The organism is Actinoallomurus acanthiterrae, from assembly GCF_054775715.1.
Genome location: NZ_BAAHCO010000001.1, coordinates 7,861,074 through 7,879,713, shown reverse-complemented (window position 1 = coordinate 7,879,713; position 18,640 = coordinate 7,861,074). Strand labels below are relative to the sequence as shown.

The window sequence follows — 18,640 nt, the reverse complement described above, 5'->3', positions numbered from 1 at the left end:
ACTGCAGGTAACCGATCGGTGAGTGCTCAAGATCCGCTGGATCCTACAAGAAGAAGAACACCCAGAGAGCTACCCCCCAGGCACGGCGGTCCCGCCCGCCGCCCCCCAGCGTTGTAGGACCCCGTTAACGTCCTTGCTGGCACCGGGCCCTGAAAGCAGCATGCCCGGCGCGCCGGTGATTTTGCCCACGAGCACGACGTCACGTTCGGGGCGCTCGGGGTACTTCCCGGCTGGCGCATGGTGTAACTCGCACACGGGACTGGCCGAGCTTTGGGATCTCCGGCACGCCCTTCCCTTCCCTGACGGGCGCCTGCCCCATTCTCCTAGGCGAGCCCGTCGGCGGCCTTCCGCAGCCCGTCGAGCAGAGTGGCGGCGCGCGTCGCCTGGGCTTTGTCGACTCCGGTGGCCAGCGCGGTGATCGCAACGATCACCTCCCGGATCCCGGCCTCGACGCTCGGGCGTTCGGTGAAGAACACCGGTGCGGCCAGCTTGCCCGCGAGTTCGGCGATCCGACGGAGCTGCTTGTCGGCGGTGTCATCGAACACCTTCAGGCCGACGAGGGCCGGCGCGGGCAGCGTCCCGAGGCGGGCCGGCGTGATCGTCCAGCGCCTGATCAGGTCGTCGATCTCGGCGGCCTGCAGAACGGTCTGCAGCACGCCCCGGGCCCCCAGCCCCACGGCGACCGGTTCGAAGGCGGCGAAGGTCTTCTCCAGCACCTGCACCTGAGGCCGCTCGTAGCTGCGGTCGTTCACCCACAGCAGCTCCACGACCTCGGCCATGTGCGCGCCCAGCACCTTCGCCGCGCCCTGGTAACGCGCCTCGATCTGCTTCTCGGCCATGACTTCTTCGGACGTCAGACCCGGCGTCCCGGAACGCGCGGCGGGCGGTGCGACGGCGAACCCCTGGAGCAGCGCGCCGATGATCAGCTCGGCCAGCCGCAGGGGCGGCTCCGCCGTCGCCTCGAACGGCACCAGCAGGCTGCCGGAGACCGTGTCGTGGTCGTACCGCAGCACGTCCCCGCCGAGGACGACGCGGAGCCTCATCAGGCGGCTCTTCAGCCCGCTCGTGAAGTGCTCCAGCAGCCGCGCCGCCGCCACGGACTCCGGCCCGTGCTCACCGGAGACCCAGTAGCTGCGGCTGCCCAGGATGCCGAGTTCCTGCAGCCGGCCCTCGACCTTCTGCATCGCCGCCACGTCCTCACCGCTACGCCGGTCCCACACCGAGGTAGCGGTACAGACATGGACCTGGGCGTCGTAGGCCCGCAGCCAGACCCGGTTGAGCTTGATGTCGGCCCAGGCCAGCGCCGGTCCGAGCGGGTTGCCCACTGGGCGCGGCGGCTGGAGCGCGCGCCGCTGCGCCTGCACGAGCCCGCGTTCCCGGTAGATGCCCGGCGGGAGTTTCTCGAGCCGCTCGGCGAGGCGCGCCGCCGCCTCGAAGTAGGTGTCGGCGTTCCGAGTGCCGATCTCCGCCGCCAGGTAGCCCTGCCCCCAAGAGTTCCGGTACGTGTAGTCCTTCACCGGGTGGTCTCCGTACTCGCGCAGCGCGTGGGAGAGCTCGTGGATCAAGGTCAGCGCCCGCAGCGTCAGCGGCTCGGCCGAGTCCGCTCGCAGCGCGGCCGGACTGAGCTGGACCTGGACATGGGCCTCGTCCACCGCCGAGAGGGTCTGCGCGCCGACGGAGTCGGGCAGGTCGGGGTTCACGACGACCTTGCCCGACTTGTTCAGCTCGACGAGCCGCTGATGCAGCAGGGCGAACCTCCGCCCGAACACCGTGTAGTCGGCCAGCTGGAATCCGAACCCCGCGTCCAACACCCCCGTCGCGGCCAGCGCTCCCGGCGCCCCGCCCGCGTCCACGATCTCTTCGACCTTCTCGATGAGCTCGTTCAGCACGGCGACTTCCGTGCCCTGTACGTTTCTCATGGTCTCCCCATCGGCCCCGTGTCCGGCGCTTCATGGAAGCCTGGAATGATTGCGGGGTCAATGCCCTGCCTTTTGGGCGGGATGGCCGGATCATGACCAAAAACACAAAACACTTCCGAAACATCGGCGCTCACTCGGAAGGGGACGCGCTCTCCTCAACCCGGGGTGCGGTGCCGAGCTGCGCGAGTGGGGCATCGGGCTGCACGTCATCGAGCAGGGCATCGACACCGCCACCATGGAGGGCCGGGCGATGTTCGGCATGCTGTCCGTACTGGCCGAGCTTCAGTGCGAGCTGATCGGGGCGAGCACCAACGATGGGCTCGTCCGCGCGGTCCCCGGCCCGTGCGGACGAGCCCGAACGCAAGCCGTACGGGCTGCTCGCCGAGTGCATCGACAACCAGGGCGCGACATTCCGCCTCTGGTAGCCACTCACCTGACCGAAACACTGATCGCCTGCCGTCGGCAGGCAACGGACAGTTCTCGGTAACTGTCAGTGCGGGCAAGTTCCGCGCCTGCCCCCTCGAGCCGACCTCACTTCCACCGCCGCCACGCTCGAGTGCTCATGATCACGCGGAATCCCAGCACGACCGCATTGCTCACCGGCAAGAACACTGCAGGTCAGCGGCGCGCGGTCGCTCGTGATCATCCGGATCCTACAGCAGTGTAGGATCCGGAAATAAGCGAGCAAATCCGCGTGATCATGAGCGCTGAATGAGCAAATCCGGAATTCGCTGAGCACCGGTATCGAGGCGTCAGCGGTAATCCTTGAAACGTCGTAATTACTATGATCCGGGAAGAGAGCCGCGACCGCGGTTCGCACCGGGGGTGTCGCATGCCACGTTTTGGGCAGACCGTTTGCGGCGCTATGGACCGGCTTCTTGGTTGTTGAGGTCGATGACGTCGGCGCGAGGATGCAGGTGATGTTGTCGGCCGCCGGCGTTGGCGGCGTCGACGAGGTGGGCGACGACTTGTTCGGGGTCGGTCATGCCGGACCGGGTCCAAAGGCCGCCTCTGCCAGGTCTTGACCTCCTCCATCACCTGCTCGGTGATGCGGGAGACCATCTCGGCCGACAGTTCGGTGCCATAGACCTGGGCCAGGTGATGGACGATGTCACGGACCGTCATGCCGTGCGCGTAAAGGCTGATGACCATGTCATCCAGGCCGCCGGCCACCCGCCCGGCGCGTTTGGGCACCAGCACCGGGGTGAACGTGCCGACCCGGTCCCGGGGCACCGCCAGCTGGACCGGCCCGACCCCGGTCTGCGCCGTCCTTGCGGATCGTTACGTTGCGGGAATTGCCGGAGTTGTCACCGGCGCTGGCGTGCTTGTCATAGCCAGAGCGCGGTCAGCTCGGTCTCCAGGGCCCGTTCCCGCACGGCCTTGACCAGCTCACCCAGCATCGAGCCCTCGCCGGTCAGCCGCAGCCCGCCCGCCTCATCACGAGAGCGTGCCAGCAGTTCGTCCAGCCGCCGGTCATCGATCAGCTCCCGCTGCGGGCGTTTCTCCACGTCCCTCACCGTAGATGATCTGTCACTTTCCGTAGTCGATGTTGGGTCTGCGACACCTTCGATCAGGGACATCCCTGTGCTCCCCCGAAGTGACCGGTGGCTCCCCGCCTGTCACATGCTCTCCTTCAGACCCTCTCCTTACACACCTGCAGAGAGACACCCCCGAATAAGCTTCACGGGAGGGCTGTTTCCTAAAGACAACTGGCGCCCGTCGATGGTGGGGGCCGGGTGTTCAGGCTGTCGACCCCGAGCGGGAGCGTCGTCGTGAGGCCCTGGAGTGTGCGAAAGGTAGCGGGGGCGGCGTCCAGCAGTAGTGAGGACGCCAGGGCCCGGACCTGGGAGCATTCCGCTTCCAGTGCCTCGGCGTCGGGGGCGTGGACGGTGAAGTACAGGCCGACCCGGAACAGCTTGGTCTGCCCGCGGGCGAGTGCGGCGGCCAAACCGCGGGCGTCATCGGCGGCTGCGGAGGCTTGGAAGTCCTCCAAGCGGCCGTGTTCGGCGTCCGAGCGGGCGGAGGATTCCAGCCGGGCGAGCTGGCGGCGCAACCGGTCGGCCGCGACGGTCGGCGGGGTGGGCTCAATGTGCACGGCGACCTCGACCCGGCCTGGGTAGGTCAGCAAGGGCTCGAGCCAGCCAGGACCGACCTCGGAGGGATAGCCGGTGATGGAGAACGAGGCGCACATTCCATCGGCCAGAGTGAGCGTACGGGCACCGACCTCGACCGCGTCCGGACCGACAGAACCCGCGACCGGACCGATTGCGGCGCCATGACGCCGGTGGGTGCGAATGGCCGAGAGCAGACTCATACGGAACCTCCGGTCGAGGTGATCACGTCCGATGGCGCCGCCCGCCCGGACGAAACGGTGGTGCGCCAGGGGTTGCAGCACGCTGCGAGCACTGCGGCGGCCTGATCGCCGGGCAAGACCTGCATCGTGATTCCGGCGCCGGCGAGCGCTCTGGCGGCTTCCTCGGCGCGGCGCAGGACTCGCTGAGCGGACCCACCATCCCAGGCCGGACGCTGCACCGGGCGCCGGCTGCCGGGACCAAGGCTTCTGGTGCCGCCATGGCGGGGCTCGCGCAGCACGACTAGTACGCGACGGCGCAGCAGGTCCCGCTGCCGCGCCAGGTCGACCAGGAAATCGGCGTGTTCGAACGCCGCCTGTTCCAACTCCGGGTGCGGCAACGCCATCGCGCGACGACGCAGGCCCTTGATCAGCGGATCCACATCGACCGGTTCAGCCCGCACCACGATTTGCACTGGGCCGGTGGACAGGGAGTTCAGCCACCGGCCGAACACCCCGATCAGCGCCGCCTGCTCCTCGTGGGTGCGCAGCGCGAAGCTGACCGTGGAGGCTATGCAAACCACGGCGGCGCCGTCGGCGCCTAGGTCGATCACCCCGTCGACGGAGATCGCGTCGGCCGGCAGCCGCAATGGGGCCGGAAGCGCCACCGGCCGTCCGGCATCCACCCATGCCGGAGGCGCGGTCACGTCTTCAGGTGCAAGCACGAGCTTGCGTGGTGAACGGCGTTGCCGGATCGCCGCCAGCATCAGGCGGTCCAGCGACACCCCGTCGCGCCGACCGAGGGCCAGGACGGCCGTGATTGCCCCGAAGGGGAAAGCGATCACTGCGAAGACCGGAAGCGGCAGCAGCTGCCGGGTGGCGGTGTAGGCCAGCCATAGCACCGCCGCAGCGCCGGCCAGGATCGCCACCTGCCGCGCCGTCAGGCCGGCGAGGATCCGGTCCTCACGCTCGACGTCGGCGGGAATCCGGACGCTGTAGTTATCGGACATGACCTGGTCACCTCGGCTCTAGTTCGGTCGCTTCCACGGCCGGTTGGGATCCGGCTGATACGGCGGGCGGGGAGGCGTCCGCTTGGGCGGCGGGGGAGGCGGCTTGCGCCAGTCGCCGGTGTGCGGCGGCCGCCAGGTCGTATCCGGATGGCCCCACCGCTGCTGCTCAGCGACGCTGTCGGGGTCGGGGCGCCCGTGGTGAACCCGGGCGTACCAATCCGGATCCGGTGGCATCCACCGCTGGTCTGGGTGCGCCCACCGCGGCTGTGGTTGAGGCTCTGGCGGCGGGGTCGGCGGCGGAGGCTGGGTAGGCCCGGGCGGCAGCGCCCGCGGCGACGTGCCGCCCGGAGGCACCGAGCGCGGTGATGACGTGGCGGTGCCGGGCTTGGCGGCACCGGCTTTGGCGAACATGCCGCGGAACAGCACGATCATGGCGATCGTCTTGGCCGCGCGCACGAGCGGACTCCGCGACAGCCCGCCTTGCCAGATCCACCGCGAGATCCAGGACGGGATCCGAACCAGGATGTACAGCAGGCAGACGGTGATCCACAGATCGACCTGATCGCCGGGGGTACGGACGCCGAACCAGGTGACCATGTCGGTGGTCAACGCGACCTTCATCGCGACGATGAACACCAGCGCCTGGGCGATCTGGACCGCCAGCACACCGGCGAACGCGCGCCACCACAGCTTCGCTATCCCTTCGGTCTGCGGGAGGGCATGGCAGGCCAAGGCGAGGGGAGCCGCGGCGATCAGCAGGATCGTGAGCATGACCCGGACCACGTAGATGAAGGTCAGGACCGTGCCGAGCAGCACCGCCCAGATCACCACCAGCACGATGAAGATCCCCACGTCGGTGGGATTGATCGCGTGGACGACGATCTTCTGCAACTGCCCGGCTGCCTGGGCCGGATCCACACCTTGGCCCAGCAGCGCGACCGACAGTGAATTGGCGAGGCCGATGGCCTTGCCGACCAGCAACAGGCTCACGTTCGCGGCCACCATGCCGATCACAAGTCGCGGCGCGATGTCCTTGACCGTGTAGGAGCTCTGAAGCGTCTGGCGTCCCATCAAGGTCAGCCCGCCGATCACCACCAGCAGCACGAAGCAGGCGTTGGCGACCACCAAAGACCCGGTCCACAGGTCCTGGACCCGGCCCATCTCATCCAGCTGCGGAGTGGCCAGCAGGCTCTTGCCGAGCATGCCGAACACCGGATTGATCGCGGACTTGACCAGGTCCTTAAACCAGTTATTGATCGCCTGCTTGACCTTGCACGGCACGTCGAACCAGCCACACCCGCCCGAGCCCTGCCCCGCCGGAGGAGTACTCGGCGCGGTCGTCGGTGTGCTGAAGGGCGTCGTACTGGGTGACGGCGATGCTGTCGACCGTGATGATGACGGCGACGCGTGCGATGGCACCGACGTGGGCACCCGCGTCGCAGCGGCGTGTACGGGCGTTTGGCCGACCGCGTGAGATGGGGACGCTGCCAGACCTGCGAGAGCTAGGACGGCTATAGCCAGGCCGACTGCGGTGAGGGCGGGAAGAGCTCGCGGCATGGTGATCAACCGCCCACGAAGCCTTTGAGAATGCTGACCAGGAGCGGGGCGAGCACGGCGACGCCGTAACCGATCGCGGCGTACTTCAAGGTCTCCTTGGCCCGGTTGACCTCACCGGGGTCACCGCCGGCTAGCAGGTACCGGACACCGCCGACCGTCAAGAACAAGGTCGCCAGTGCGACCAGCAGACCTACCAGCCACTTGGTGATGTTGTTGATCACCGTGTTCAGGTCCTTCGGCGGTGCCGCGACCCCGGCGTAAGCGAAGGCCTCCGGTGTGGCGAACACCACCAGCACTACGACGGCGACCATGGCGGCGCATGAGATTTTCGAACGCATCGGCCACCTCCTCATCAGATGTGGCCGGGGCCCCGGGCGCGATCCGCTGAACGGACCGACCGGCGGGGGATCTCACCTCCCTTCCGGTCGGGCCACGGACGGGGCAGACGTACGCGACCGTTCCCGTCCGGTCGGTCCGAGCGGCCTGGAGCCCAGGGCCCCGGCGTCCCCATGGCGCCACACCTGCGCAGAGGAACCTCAGACGGCGTAGTTCGGCCGACGACTCGTGTGAAGATCCTCAGAACCTCATATGCGATGACCGCCTGAACCTCGCCCACCGGCACACCAAGTTGAGTTCGGTACGCCGAGACGACTGCCGACGGCCTCACGCTCAGCGCGGATGCCGACCGAGGCGGCATACGGCAGCAGCCAGGTGCCGCCAGCGCCATCGTCGGCGTGCCGCCCCGAGGTGCCGCGCGTGCCGGCACCGTCACGGTGCCGTCGCGGCATTACGCCACGGAGCGCATGCGGCATCGGGGGCAGTGCGGTGTCGAAATGCCGTGCCGTTGTGAAGCCGAGCGGCAGGCGCCTGCGGCATGAAGCCCAGGTCATTGCCGTTCGTATGAGGTTCCTATGAGGCCCCTACCGACAATCACGTCCGAACGGACCACCGCCGGGGCTCACAGGAAGGACCGATCCGGTGCGCGAACCCTACTGGCACGATAAAACGGCGACACTGTACCTCGGGGACGCCCGGGAAGTCCTGGCGGAACTGGCGGACGGCTCGGTCGACTGCATCGTGACCAGCCCACCACCGTGGACACCCGGCGACATCCAGACCCACGCCTCGCCCACCTACGGGCATCGGCCCACGGCCACCCTGTACATCGCGGCACTGCGCCGTGTCTTTGCCGAGGTCCACCGCGTGCTCGCTGACGAAGGGACCGCATGGATCGCCATCAGCGATCAGTACGCGATCCAGACCGGCTGGGCCGGCGCCTCGCAGGGTAAGCATCGCCGCGCCCTCCCCGATCCAGCGATGACCGGCCTCCCCGCCTCGTCGCTTATCGGCCTGCCCTGGCAACTCGCATTCGCGCTCCACGACGACGGCTGGATCATCCGCAACTCCATCGTCTGCCACCACCCCACCACCCAATCCGGTCCGTTTCCCGAAGATCGGTTCGTCACCAGCTACGAGCTGATCTTTCTGCTGGTCAAACAGCAGCGCTACCACTTCGACAACCGCCTCTTGTGCCAGCCGAACGATGCCGGACGGCCTGATGCCGCCGACCAGACTCGGCACGCGAGGTGGCGCTCCGGGCGGCACGGCAGCGGCAACAGCGTGCGTGCCGTCGGCAGCTGCCGGGGCCAGTACGGGACGGCAGCAGAGGGCGAATCGCAAGGTGCCGCGGCACATTGGGGCGGCAGCCATCCGGCAGACGTCTGGGTAGTTCCGGCACGATCCGATCGGGACAGGCTGCCGATCGAGGTGCCGCTGTCCTGTATTGCCGCCGGGTGCCGGCCACGCGGCACCGTGCTGGACATGTTCGCCGGCACCGCCATCACCGGGTTGGCTGCTCGACTCCTCGGGCGCTCCTTCGTCGGCGTCGAGGAGACACAGACGCTATGCCGCATGGCCGCGCAGCGACTCCGGCTCGACGTGGGGGATGGAAACGGCGGCAGGCGATGAGACGGCATATACCCGGGCGCATGCTTCCTATCGCCGCGGCATGCCGCGCGGCCGGCGCGGCACGGCACTCGTTCGCCAAAGCGGTAACGCTTCGGATTTCAGTCTGGCGTATCCGGTCGCCAAGGATTGCTCCAAACCGGCCACAAAAGAGCTGCCATCTGACTGGCGCAAAAGAATCCCGCGAGCAGCGAAGAGACGTATACGCTCTAGCTCTCGATTCACCTGAGCCGCCGGCCGCGCAGAGTGGAGACGTCGGTCATGGGGTGGGGACAGCGCGATGAGTGCGCCCCAGCTGTACACGCCGGCTGAAGCGGCAGAGCTGCTAAAGGTTCCGGAGTCGTGGCTGCGGAAGAAGGCTGCGGCGCGACTGATTCCCTGCACGTTCCTCGGCAAGCATCTGCGCTTCAGCGACGACGATCTCCGTCGGATCGTGGAGTCCGGTTGCAAAGAGCCCGTGACTCGAGGGCGACGAGCGGTCCGCAGACCGACGTGACTCCGCGCTCGGAGACAGTAGGAGGAAGAACAGATGGCTTACGCCGAAAGGTGCGGAAAGAAATGGCGCGCCCGTTACAAGAAACCCGACGGCACCTGGGCATCAGAACCCGGGTTCGAGACCAAAAACGCCGCCGTGGAATGGGGGAGGGAGCAGGAAGGGCAGATCAAGCGCCATACCTGGATCGACCCGGACGACGCCGAAACGCCGTTCGGGGACTTCTGCGAACAGTGGATCAAGACGACCCGGCTGGCGATCAACACCGAGGCCAAGTACCGGTCCTACCTGAAGAATCACATCCTCCCTCAGTGGGAGGGGTGGCCACTGATCGTGATCTTCAACAACCACCTCGAGATCCAGGGCTGGGTCAACGAACTCCACGACGAGCTGGCAGAGCCGACCGTCGCCTCGATCTTCGCGCTCTTCTCCACCATCATGAACGCGGCTGTACGGGCCAGGAAGATCCCGGTCAGCCCCTGTCACGGCATCCGGGTCACCACCGGCGACTACGAGACCGAGCGCCAGGTGGCCACACCGGTGCAGTTCCTGCGCGCCGCGCTGCGCATGTACGACCTGGCCGGCTTCCAGGGATTCGTCCTGACGCTGATGAACGGCTACACCGGCGCCCGCTGGTCCGAGCTCATCTCCCAAAAGCCCGGCCAGTACGACCAGGTCAACCACCAGATCCCGGTTCGGCGACCGATCCGCGAGGCCCGCGGTCAGATCGAGGAAGCTCCCAGGCCCAAGAGCCCGGCCAGCAGACGCTGGATCCAGCTCCCGCCGTTCCTGGCCATCCTGTACGAGGCGCTGCTGGAGGACTGTCCCCGCGCCCGCGTGTTCGCCGGGGCACGCGGTGCCGTCCTGCGCCGCGGGAACTTCACCCGCCGGTTCTGGCGCCCGGCCTGGGACGGCGACCCAGAGAACCGGGACCCGGAAAAGCGGGTCTCATCGATCCTGACCGGCTTCACCTTCCACGAAGGCCGGCACAGCCACCGCACCTGGCTGTCCGACGACGGGATCTCCGACATCGGCCGCGCGGCCCGGCTGGGACACCGGCTTCCGGGCATGGCCGACGTGTACGAACACCTCACGCCAGAGATGAAGCGGCGTACGCTGAACGTGCTACAGGCTCGCTGGGAGTCCTCGGTCGCCCAGCTGGCCGAAGCGGAGCGCCAACGGCTCATCGCCATCGTCCCGCCCAAACTACGCGAGAGCATGACCTGTGAGGGACGGAACGGGGGAGTGGAGACGAGCGGTAGCGCTCAACCGAAGATGATCTCCAAAATATCTCCAGATACAGCATGAGACCCCATCCCCGCTGATGGGGGACAGGGCCTCTGACCTGCACCTTTAAGTGGTGGGCGATACTGGGATTGAACCAGTGACCTCTACCGTGTCAAGGTAGCGCTCTCCCACTGAGCTAATCGCCCTCGCGAAGCAGAGTGTGCTTCAGAGGTGGAGACGGGATTTGAACCCGTGTACACGGCTTTGCAGGCCGTTGCCTCGCCTCTCGGCCACTCCACCGAGTGAGGCCTTGAGGGGCCTCTCCGAGCGGACGACGGGATTCGAACCCGCGACCCTCACCTTGGCAAGGTGATGCTCTACCAACTGAGCCACGTCCGCGTGTCGGTGGGGCGTCCCCCCTCCGGCAACGGGCTAAACACTAGCGGATACTCGGCCCAACCCCCAACTCGATTGCCCCTGGCGGCGTCGGGTCGATCCTTCGACGGTCGTCGAAATGTGCCGGGCGTACGGTCGAAGCATGCGAGCACCGTACGACTCGGACATCGCGCCGGTGGCGGCCCTGCTGGCGGACCGGACCCGCGCCTCCATGTTGACGGCTCTCCTCGACGGGCGTCCGCTGTCCGCGGGGGAGCTGGCCAGGACGGCGGGGGTCAGCGCGGCGACGGCGAGTTCTCACCTGGCCAAGCTGCTCGACGGTGATCTCGTCACCGTCGTACGTCAGGGGCGGCACCGCTACTACCGCCTGAAGGGTGCCGAGGTGGCCGCCGTGATCGAGGCGATCAGCCGGATCAGCCCCGACGTCGAGGTGCGCAGTCTCCGTCAGTCGCGGCAGGCGCGCGCCCTGCAAGAGGCCCGTACGTGCTACGACCACCTGGCCGGCCGGGCCGGTTCCGCGCTGTTCGAGGCGATGTTGAGCCGCGATCTCCTCGAGGTCGTCGACCCCTCGTACGACGATCCGGCGAACGCCGCGTACGAGGTGACCGACAAGGGGGAGCGGCAGCTCGAGTCGATCGGCATCGACGTGGGCGCGATCCGACGGGCGCGCCGGAGGTTCGCCGGGCACTGCCTCGACTGGACCGAGCGCCGTCCGCATCTGAACGGCGCGCTCGGTGCGGCGCTCACCGCCCGGCTCATCGAGGACGGCTGGTTCGAACGCGGGTCGGCGCGGCGGGCTCTGTTCGTGACGGAGAAGGGGCGTGGCCGCCTGGCCGACGTGTTCGGCTGCGTCCTCGGCTGAGCCGCCCGCTCAGGACGGGTCGGCTCCGGGCTGGCCCCAAGCAGGTCGGCTCCGGGCGGGTCGGCCCCATGCGGGCCGGCTCCCGGCGGGCCGACTACGGGCCGACTACGGGTGGGCTCCGGGCGGGTCCGCCCCGGCAGAGTCCGCGCCGGCCGCCGCTCTGGCGTCTCTCTCGGTGCGGTGAGTGCGGCGTTCGAGGGCTCGGTGTACGCGGCGTTCGGCGGCTCGGCGTACGTGGGTGTCCGTGGGAACGGTTGAACCACTGGTCACGTGGCTGCGTCCGATATCTGGCACTCACGATGTTTGAGGGGCCTGGACACATTAAGGTGTCGCATGCGCCCTAGCGACGTATGGGCGCGGAGAGGTGACAAAGCGGTGAGCGGGGAGCGTAGATTCTTCCGTCGTGATCGGCTGACCGGGCTGATCGCGATCGGTGCGGTCGGAGTGTTGTGCGTGGCCGCCGTCGTGTTCGGCGTGGGCATGGCCAGCGCCAAGTACCACCTCGCCGACGTGGGAGGCTGGCTGACCTCGTCGAAGAAGGGCGAGGTCGTTCACGTCAACGGCCTGTCGGGCAAGGTCGACGGCAAGGTGACGTTGTCGGGTACGGCGGGCCACAAGATGAAGGTGGTCCAGCAGGGCGGCGTCGTCCTGATCATCGACGAGACGACCGGCGTCGTCAGCCGTGTCGACCCGGCGCACCTCAACGTCGTCCAAGGCGTCGCCTACCGGGGCGCGGCCAATATGCAGGTGGTCTCAGGGTCTGGGTCGGCGTACGCGCTCGATCAGAAGGGCAGCGTGCAGCGCCTGGACCCGATGACGCTGGCCACCCAGGGCGACCCGATCAGCCTGACCGGGCCGCTGGGCGCGGCCGCCATCGACGCCAAGGCGACCCTGTGGGTGCCGACGACGGCCAACGGGCAGGCGGCGAACGTGCAGGGCGGCCGTCCCGGGCAGCCCGTCGGCGTCGGCCGGGCCGGCGACGACCTGCAACTCACCGTCGCTGGCGGAACCGCCGTCGTCACCGACTTCACCACGGCCGAGAGCCTCATCCTCGGCGCGAACGGCGTGCAGGTGAAGGTGAAGCTGCCCTCGATCGTGTCTCAGGTCGGCAAGTACAAGGTGCACGCGCCGACGAGCACGGACGGGCAGCTGGTGCCCATGCTGGCCGGCAAGTCGCTCATCGTGCTCAACTCGGGCAGCGGCTCGCTCAGTAGCGTCGCGCTTCAGTTGCCGAACCACGACCTGCAGACACCTCAGGTGCTGGGCCAGAAGGTCTACATCCCGGACCAGAGCTCGGGCAATCTCGTCGTGTACGACGCCGCGACCAACCGGATGGACCCCCAGGTGCCGGTCACCGGCAAGCCGGGCCCGCTGGACGCGTTCGTCAAGGACGGCCTGCTGTGGGTGAACAATCCGAACAGCCCGAAGGCGGTCGTCGTCGACGGTTCCGGCGCCCACAAGCCGATCCAGAAGTACACCGGTGACGTGCCCGGCGGCGCCGAGAACCCGATCCCGAAGGCCGGCGGCGGGGACGAGGGTCTGCCGACGCCCAAGCTGCCCGTGCACCCGAGGCTGCCGAAGCTGCCGATCACCCCGCCGAAGCACAAGCCGGACCCGCCGAAGGTGACGCCGCCGAACCAGCCGACCAACCTGCGGGCGACACCGCAGTCCGACGGGAGCATAAAGATCGACTTCCAGCCCGGCGGGGGCGGGACGGCGACCGGCTACCGGCTCGTCGTGCCGGCCGGCCTGACCGCGACGCCGGCGCGGATCTCCGCGGACGGGCCGGACTACACGTTCACCGCCAAGGGCGGCACCTGTGGCCAGGAGTATGTGTTCGCGGTGGCGGCGCAGTACAAGAACGGCGACCACCAGTCGGAGATCCAGTCCGAGTACACCGACCCGACCCTGTCCTGCACGCAGCCGGACGCGCCGAGCGGCATCACGGGCACCGGCACCGCGCAGGGCGCGCAGGTGAGCTGGCAGGCCCCGCCGAACGCCAAGGGCGTCACCTACAAGGTCCAGGTGACCGGCCCGAAGACCTTCACCAAGGACAACTTCTCCGGCACGTCCGTGACGATCCCGAGCATCTGGAAGAACGGCTCGTACACCATCAACGTGACTGCCTCCAACGGCGCCGGCGGCAAGTCCGGCAGCGCGACCAAGACGCTCGCGGGCCCGGTTCGGACGTACGGCATCCACAACGGCGGCAACGCGACCGACACCAGCTACATCTGGGCTCAGGCGTCGCCGGGCGGCACGGAGGTCGAGGCGGTCAAGAACGCCAACACCCAGACGGTGCAGGTGGACTGCCAGAAGATCGGCGCCCAGTACAACCACCCGAACGGCAAGGCGGCCTTCAGCGGCAAGCTGTACGACCACGTCAATCACAACGGGCACGTCGGCTACATGATCGGCTACCTGCCGAACACGCCGCACAGCCCGTGGCAGGAGCTGGCCGGGCCGACCATCTGGGAGTGTGCCGGCTGATGACGGCGGAGGCGTACGGGGCGCCTGACGCGGAGGCACTGGCAGGGCGGTTCGCGCAGCTGTTCGGCGCGCTCGCGGGCAACATCGAGCGCGTCATCCGCGGCAAGCGGGAGAACGTCGAGCTCGCCCTGCTGTGCCTGCTCAGCGAGGGTCACCTGCTGCTGGAGGACGTGCCGGGGGTCGGCAAGACGACCCTCGCGCGCGCTGTGGCGGCGAGTGTGGACGCGCGCTGGACGCGGATTCAGTTCACGCCCGACCTGCTGCCGTCGGACGTCACCGGCGTCTCGATCTTCAACCAGTCCAACAGCCAGTTCGAGTTCCACCCTGGCCCGATCTTCGCGAACATCGTCGTCGCCGACGAGATCAACCGCGGCTCGCCGAAGACCCAGTCGGCGCTGCTGGAGGTCATGGAGGAGCGGCGGGTGACCGTGGACGGCCGGCCGCATCCGGTGCCGCGGCCGTTCATGGTGATCGCGACGCAGAACCCGGTCGACATGGACGGCACGTACCCGCTGCCGGAGGCGCAGCTCGACCGGTTCCTCATGAAGATCTCGATGGGGTACCCCGACCACGCCTCGGAGGTCGCCGTGCTGGCCGGGACGCCGAGCGGGCCGCTGATCGACCAGCTGCCGAAGGTCGCCGGCCGCGACGACGTCAAGAACATGATCGACTTCGCGTCCCGGATCCACGTCGCGCCGCAGCTGTACGACTACCTGGTCCAGATCGTCGCGGTGACCCGTCACCATCCCGACATCCGTCTCGGCGCGAGCCCCCGGGCGAGCCTGGCGCTGCTGCGCGCCGTACGCGTGCGGGCGGCGGCCGCCGGCCGGTCCTTCGTCGTCCCCGAGGACGTCAAGACCCTCGCCGCCCATGTGATCGCGCACCGGCTCATGCTCACGCCCGAGGCCGAGCTGCGTGGCCGTACCGCTCCGGAACTGGTCGCCGAGGCCCTGTCCCGGATCCCGGTGCCGCAGTCCGCCGGGGTCTGAGGGTGCTCACGCCGGTCGGCTGGGGGGTCGCCGCGGCGTCGGCGGTGCTGTACGCCGCCGGTGCCCTCCTGGGCTACCCCGAACCGGTCGCCCTCGCGGTCGGCGGCCTCCTCGCCGTCGTGGTGGCGCTGCTGTGGACGTTCCCACAGCCGAGGCTCACCGTCGAGCGGGAGATCACGCCGCTGCGGGTGGCGCGCGGCGAGCCGGCCAACGGCGTCCTGCACGTCACCAACACCGGCCGGGCACGCCGGGCGGGGATGCGGGCGTACGACGCGTGCGGCGACGGGCGGATCGAGGTACGGGTGCCCGTGCTGCGGCCCGGCGCGACCGAGACGATCGACTACCGGCTGCCCACGGAACGGCGTGGGGAGATCCCGGTGGGGCCGCTGCGGCTGGTCCGCGCCGATCCGTTCGGGCTCGCCCGCCGGGTCCGGGAGTACGGCGAGCCGCGGACGTTCCTGGTCCGCCCGAAGACGATCCCGCTGCCGCTCCTGCCTTCCGGGCGCAACCACCACCTGGAAGGGCCCACGTCGGACACCGCGCCGGCGGGCACGGTGACCTTCCACGCGCTGCGCGAGTACGTCGTCGGCGACGACCTGCGCCACATCCACTGGCGCTCCAGCGCCCGCACCGGCACGCTGATGGTCCGCCAGCTCGTCGACGCGAGCATGCCCCAGACGACGATCGTCGTCGACACCGGCGCCGCCGCCTACACCGACCCGGACGACTTCGAGCTCGCCATCGACGCGGCGGCGTCCGTCGCCGCCGGCGCGGCACGCATGAACTTCCCGGTCCGCGTCCTCACCGGCGAGGGGCCGCTCGTGGAGACCCGGGGCGGCGCCCACGACGTCGAGGCCATTCTCGACCGGCTGGCGCGCCTGTCCCGTACGGACGTGGCGCACGCCGCGGTCGAAGTGGCCCGCCGCGTACGGGCGGGCGGGGCGCTGGTGCTCGTCACCGGCGGTCGTGGCGACATCTCGGGGGCGGGGGCGCTGCGCCGCCGGTTCGACCGCGTGGTGTGCGTCCGGATCCGCCCCGAGGCGCCGGGCCCGGGCCTGCCCGGCGTCGCGCTCATCGAGATCTCCGACCTGGAGGAGCTGCGCGCGGCCTGGAAGGGCGCCGCGCGATGACGACGACGGCCCCCGCGGAACCGCGGACAGACGACACGCCCACGCCCGTGCGCGGCCCCGGCCTGCGGGTACGGCTCATCACCGCGCTCATCATCGTCGTGGCCCTCTCCGCGACCGGCGGAATGGCGTTCCACCGGGTCTTCGCGCTCGGCGACCTGGTGCCCGTCATCACGGTCGCGGCCGTCACGCCCGTCCTGCTCGCGGCCCTGGCGTCCTGGCCGCGCCGCCGCACCTGGCCCCTGTGGATCTCGATCGTGGCCACCGCCGCAGCCTGGACGCTCGTGGCCGGCCTGACCCTCTTCCACGGCGACTTCACGGTGATCGGCGGCGCGCTCCGCGACTCGTGGAAGGGCACGCTCACCTCGCTGCTGCCCGCCCCCGGGCGGCCCGAGCTCCTCGTCCTGCCGCACGTGCTCCTCTGGCTGGCGGGCTTCGCGGGCGCCGAGCTCACCCTGCGCACGGAGACGAAGGCCGCGCCCGCGCTGCCCTCGGTCGCCGTCTTCTGTGTCGCCCTGCTGCTCGGCGTGGGCGGTCCGGGCTCCAACCTTCCCGTCACCGCCGCCCTCGTCGGGCTCGTCGGCGCGCTCACGATCGTACGGAGCGGCGGGCGGCCCCTGTGGCTGCTCACCGGAGTCCCGGCGGCGGCCGCGCTGGGCCTGCTGGCCGCGGCGGTCGGACCGTACCTTCCCATGAAGGGCGAGGCGTACGATCCGCGGGCGACCGTCAAGGCCCCGCCGCCGCAGCAGCGCGACAGCATCAGCCCCCTCGACCGGGTGTCGGCCTGGCTGCAGACCCCGGACCAGCAGATGTTCACCGTCCACGCCGGCGCGCCCGAGGACTGGCGGCTCGCCGTCCTCGACCGCTTCGACGGCGTTACCTGGACCTCCGGCGCGCGGTTCGTCCCTGCGGGCAGCCGCATCCCGGACGACGACCACGTCCGCCGTACGCGCGTCGTGCAGCGCTTCGCCATCCAGGACCTGCCGGGCGTGTGGGTGCCCGCCGCCGACCGCCCCTGGTCCATCGAGGGCCTCGCCGTGACGACCGACCCCATCAGCGGAGTGCTGACCGCGGGGCAGCCGCTGCGCTCCGGCCAGGCGTACACGGTGACCTCGATGGTGCGCGACTACGACCCCGACCGGCTCGCCGCGGCCGAACCCGCCCGGGACGCCGAGGCCCAGGCCGCCACCGCCCTGCCCGAGTCGCCCGGGACCACCGCGAAGACCGCCCAGGTGCCCGAGTTCCGCAAGCTCGCCGAGCAGATCACCAAGGACCAGGACACGGCGTTCCAGCGCGCCGCGGGGCTCGCGGACTACCTGCGGACCGCGGCCAAGTACGACGTGACCGGCCTGCCCGGCCACACGTACGCGCAGCTGCGCTACTTCCTCGCCCGGTCCAAGCGCGGCACCTCCGAACAGTTCGCCACCGCGTACGCCGTCCTCGCGCGCTCGCTCGGGCTGCCGACCCGGATCGTCGTCGGCTTCCGGCCCGGTATCGGCGGCAACGGAGCCTGGCAGGTCCGCTCCGGCGACGTGCTCGTCTGGCCCGAAGTGGACTTCGCCGGCCTCGGCTGGGTGCCGTTCTTCCCCACGCCCGAACAGACCGGTACCTCGGGCAAGTCCGACGGGGTGCCGGCAGGGGAGACGCAACAGAAACTCGAGGCGGCGCAGAAGAACGCCGCGGCCCGGAAGAAAGGCGGCGGAACCGGCAACGGCCAGGGCGCGTCCCCGCCCACGACACCGCCCCGGCGAGCGCCCGCGGCCGCGTCGACGCCGTGGTGGGTGTACGTCCTCGCCGCGAGCCCGGCACTGCCGGCGCTGTACGTCCTCGGCGTGCTGACCGTCCCGGTGCTCCGGCGACGCCGCAGGCGCCGCGGCGACACGCCCGCCGCGCGGATCACCGGCGCCTGGGAACAGACCCGCGAGGAACTGCGGGCGGTCGGCCTGCCCGCCACGTCGACGCTGGCCGCCCACGAGATCGCCGAGTATGGTGCGGAACGGGTCGCCGGGGCCGAACCCCACCTGCGCCCCCTCGCCGACCTGGTAAACCGTTCCGAGTACGCCGCGACACCGCCCGCGCCCGCCGCCGCCCAGGCCGCCTGGGAACATGCCACCGAGATCACCCGCCTGGTCCGGCGCACCACCGGCCCGCTCCGACGCCTCGGCCGCCGACTGCACCCCCGCTCCCTGAGCCCACGCTGAACCCGGCCGGCGGCGTTTGCAGCGAACCGCCCCCCGCGGTCCTTCGCGCCCGCGAAGAGTGCCGTCCGCGCCGAGCGTCGCGCCTGCGCTTCTGCCGAGCGTCCGAGAGTCGCG

14 protein-coding genes, 3 tRNA genes and 1 pseudogene are annotated in these 18,640 nt (G+C 69.7%); 8 read left to right on the top strand and 10 right to left on the bottom strand.

From position 1 onward, the window contains the following. Positions 1-323: 323 nt before the first annotated feature. From ACYVF7_RS37160 to ACYVF7_RS37130, 7 genes and pseudogenes are all read right to left on the bottom strand, one after another. Positions 324-1,919, bottom strand: coding sequence for a hypothetical protein (locus tag ACYVF7_RS37160; RefSeq protein WP_460349930.1), 1,596 nt, complete (start codon positions 1,917-1,919; stop codon positions 324-326). An 863-nt stretch (positions 1,920-2,782) separates the two neighbouring features. After that, the gene (locus ACYVF7_RS37155) at positions 2,783-2,905 is read right to left on the bottom strand and encodes a hypothetical protein (RefSeq protein WP_460358652.1); all 123 of its coding nucleotides are present in this window, start codon (positions 2,903-2,905) and stop codon (positions 2,783-2,785) included. 7 nt (positions 2,906-2,912) lie between these two features. Then, positions 2,913-3,499 (bottom strand): annotated as a pseudogene (locus ACYVF7_RS37150) (transposase); the annotation flags it as partial. Between the two features lie 119 nt (positions 3,500-3,618). Then, positions 3,619-4,233, bottom strand: coding sequence for a hypothetical protein (locus tag ACYVF7_RS37145; protein WP_460349928.1), 615 nt, complete (start codon positions 4,231-4,233; stop codon positions 3,619-3,621). Then, positions 4,230-5,219, bottom strand: a complete 990-nt coding sequence (locus ACYVF7_RS37140) for a PrgI family protein (protein ID WP_460349926.1) — start codon at positions 5,217-5,219, stop codon at positions 4,230-4,232. The genes ACYVF7_RS37145 and ACYVF7_RS37140 overlap by 4 nt, the downstream gene beginning before the upstream one ends. 18 nt (positions 5,220-5,237) lie before the next feature. Beyond that, the gene (locus ACYVF7_RS37135) at positions 5,238-6,500 is read right to left on the bottom strand and encodes a hypothetical protein (protein ID WP_460349924.1); all 1,263 of its coding nucleotides are present in this window, start codon (positions 6,498-6,500) and stop codon (positions 5,238-5,240) included. A 281-nt stretch (positions 6,501-6,781) separates the two neighbouring features. Next, complete coding sequence (locus tag ACYVF7_RS37130) at positions 6,782-7,114, bottom strand: pilin (protein WP_460349922.1); 333 nt, start codon at positions 7,112-7,114, stop codon at positions 6,782-6,784. A 640-nt stretch (positions 7,115-7,754) separates the two neighbouring features. Between ACYVF7_RS37130 and ACYVF7_RS37125 the strand changes: the two genes are divergently transcribed. From ACYVF7_RS37125 to ACYVF7_RS37115, 3 genes are all read left to right on the top strand, one after another. After that, complete coding sequence (locus tag ACYVF7_RS37125; RefSeq protein WP_460349920.1) at positions 7,755-8,744, top strand: DNA-methyltransferase; 990 nt, start codon at positions 7,755-7,757, stop codon at positions 8,742-8,744. A 277-nt stretch (positions 8,745-9,021) separates the two neighbouring features. Beyond that, a complete protein-coding gene (locus tag ACYVF7_RS37120) occupies positions 9,022-9,237 on the top strand; it encodes a helix-turn-helix domain-containing protein (RefSeq protein ID WP_460349918.1) in 216 nt (71 codons plus the stop codon). Positions 9,238-9,270: 33 nt separating this feature from the next. Next, positions 9,271-10,542 (top strand): tyrosine-type recombinase/integrase, encoded by a 1,272-nt coding sequence (locus tag ACYVF7_RS37115; RefSeq protein WP_460349916.1) that lies wholly within the window; start codon positions 9,271-9,273, stop codon positions 10,540-10,542. A gap of 50 nt (positions 10,543-10,592) precedes the next feature. Here the strand turns inward: ACYVF7_RS37115 and ACYVF7_RS37110 are convergent. The 3 genes from ACYVF7_RS37110 to ACYVF7_RS37100 form a co-directional block, all read right to left on the bottom strand. Continuing rightward, a tRNA-Val gene (locus ACYVF7_RS37110) sits at positions 10,593-10,667 on the bottom strand. A gap of 23 nt (positions 10,668-10,690) precedes the next feature. Continuing rightward, a tRNA-Cys gene (locus ACYVF7_RS37105) sits at positions 10,691-10,761 on the bottom strand. Between the two features lie 26 nt (positions 10,762-10,787). Further along, positions 10,788-10,860, bottom strand: a tRNA-Gly gene (locus ACYVF7_RS37100). A 139-nt stretch (positions 10,861-10,999) separates the two neighbouring features. Here ACYVF7_RS37100 and ACYVF7_RS37095 point away from each other — a divergent pair. The 5 genes from ACYVF7_RS37095 to ACYVF7_RS37075 all read left to right on the top strand — a co-directional run bounded on the left by ACYVF7_RS37095 (position 11,000) and on the right by ACYVF7_RS37075 (position 18,526). Next, positions 11,000-11,719 (top strand): ArsR/SmtB family transcription factor, encoded by a 720-nt coding sequence (locus tag ACYVF7_RS37095; protein ID WP_460349914.1) that lies wholly within the window; start codon positions 11,000-11,002, stop codon positions 11,717-11,719. Between the two features lie 375 nt (positions 11,720-12,094). Beyond that, on the top strand, positions 12,095-14,209 hold the full coding sequence (locus tag ACYVF7_RS37090) for a fibronectin type III domain-containing protein (protein WP_460349912.1): 2,115 nt from the start codon (positions 12,095-12,097) through the stop codon (positions 14,207-14,209). Further along, entirely contained in the window at positions 14,197-15,198 is a 1,002-nt protein-coding gene (locus ACYVF7_RS37085; protein ID WP_460349910.1) for an AAA family ATPase, read from the top strand. The genes ACYVF7_RS37090 and ACYVF7_RS37085 overlap by 13 nt, the downstream gene beginning before the upstream one ends. A gap of 2 nt (positions 15,199-15,200) precedes the next feature. Continuing rightward, the gene (locus ACYVF7_RS37080) at positions 15,201-16,328 is read left to right on the top strand and encodes a DUF58 domain-containing protein (RefSeq protein ID WP_460349908.1); all 1,128 of its coding nucleotides are present in this window, start codon (positions 15,201-15,203) and stop codon (positions 16,326-16,328) included. Continuing rightward, positions 16,325-18,526 carry a DUF3488 and transglutaminase-like domain-containing protein gene (locus ACYVF7_RS37075; RefSeq protein WP_460349906.1) on the top strand — a complete coding sequence of 734 codons (2,202 nt, stop codon included), beginning with the start codon at positions 16,325-16,327 and terminating at the stop codon, positions 18,524-18,526. Before ACYVF7_RS37080 ends, ACYVF7_RS37075 begins: the two co-directional genes overlap by 4 nt. Positions 18,527-18,640: the final 114 nt, after the last annotated feature.

What these genes read in the sequence shown, in the direction of transcription:
- ACYVF7_RS37120 (WP_460349918.1), top strand. Translation starts at nt 9,022, where the DNA reads ATGAGTGCGCCCCAGCTGTACACGCCGGCTGAAGCGGCAGAGCTGCTA.
- ACYVF7_RS37130 (WP_460349922.1), bottom strand. Translation starts at nt 7,114, where the DNA reads ATGCGTTCGAAAATCTCATGCGCCGCCATGGTCGCCGTCGTAGTGCTG.
- ACYVF7_RS37115 (WP_460349916.1), top strand. Translation starts at nt 9,271, where the DNA reads ATGGCTTACGCCGAAAGGTGCGGAAAGAAATGGCGCGCCCGTTACAAG.
- ACYVF7_RS37095 (WP_460349914.1), top strand. Translation starts at nt 11,000, where the DNA reads ATGCGAGCACCGTACGACTCGGACATCGCGCCGGTGGCGGCCCTGCTG.
- ACYVF7_RS37155 (WP_460358652.1), bottom strand. Translation starts at nt 2,905, where the DNA reads ATGACCGACCCCGAACAAGTCGTCGCCCACCTCGTCGACGCCGCCAAC.
- ACYVF7_RS37140 (WP_460349926.1), bottom strand. Translation starts at nt 5,219, where the DNA reads ATGTCCGATAACTACAGCGTCCGGATTCCCGCCGACGTCGAGCGTGAG.
- ACYVF7_RS37075 (WP_460349906.1), top strand. Translation starts at nt 16,325, where the DNA reads ATGACGACGACGGCCCCCGCGGAACCGCGGACAGACGACACGCCCACG.
- ACYVF7_RS37145 (WP_460349928.1), bottom strand. Translation starts at nt 4,233, where the DNA reads ATGAGTCTGCTCTCGGCCATTCGCACCCACCGGCGTCATGGCGCCGCA.
- ACYVF7_RS37160 (WP_460349930.1), bottom strand. Translation starts at nt 1,919, where the DNA reads ATGAGAAACGTACAGGGCACGGAAGTCGCCGTGCTGAACGAGCTCATC.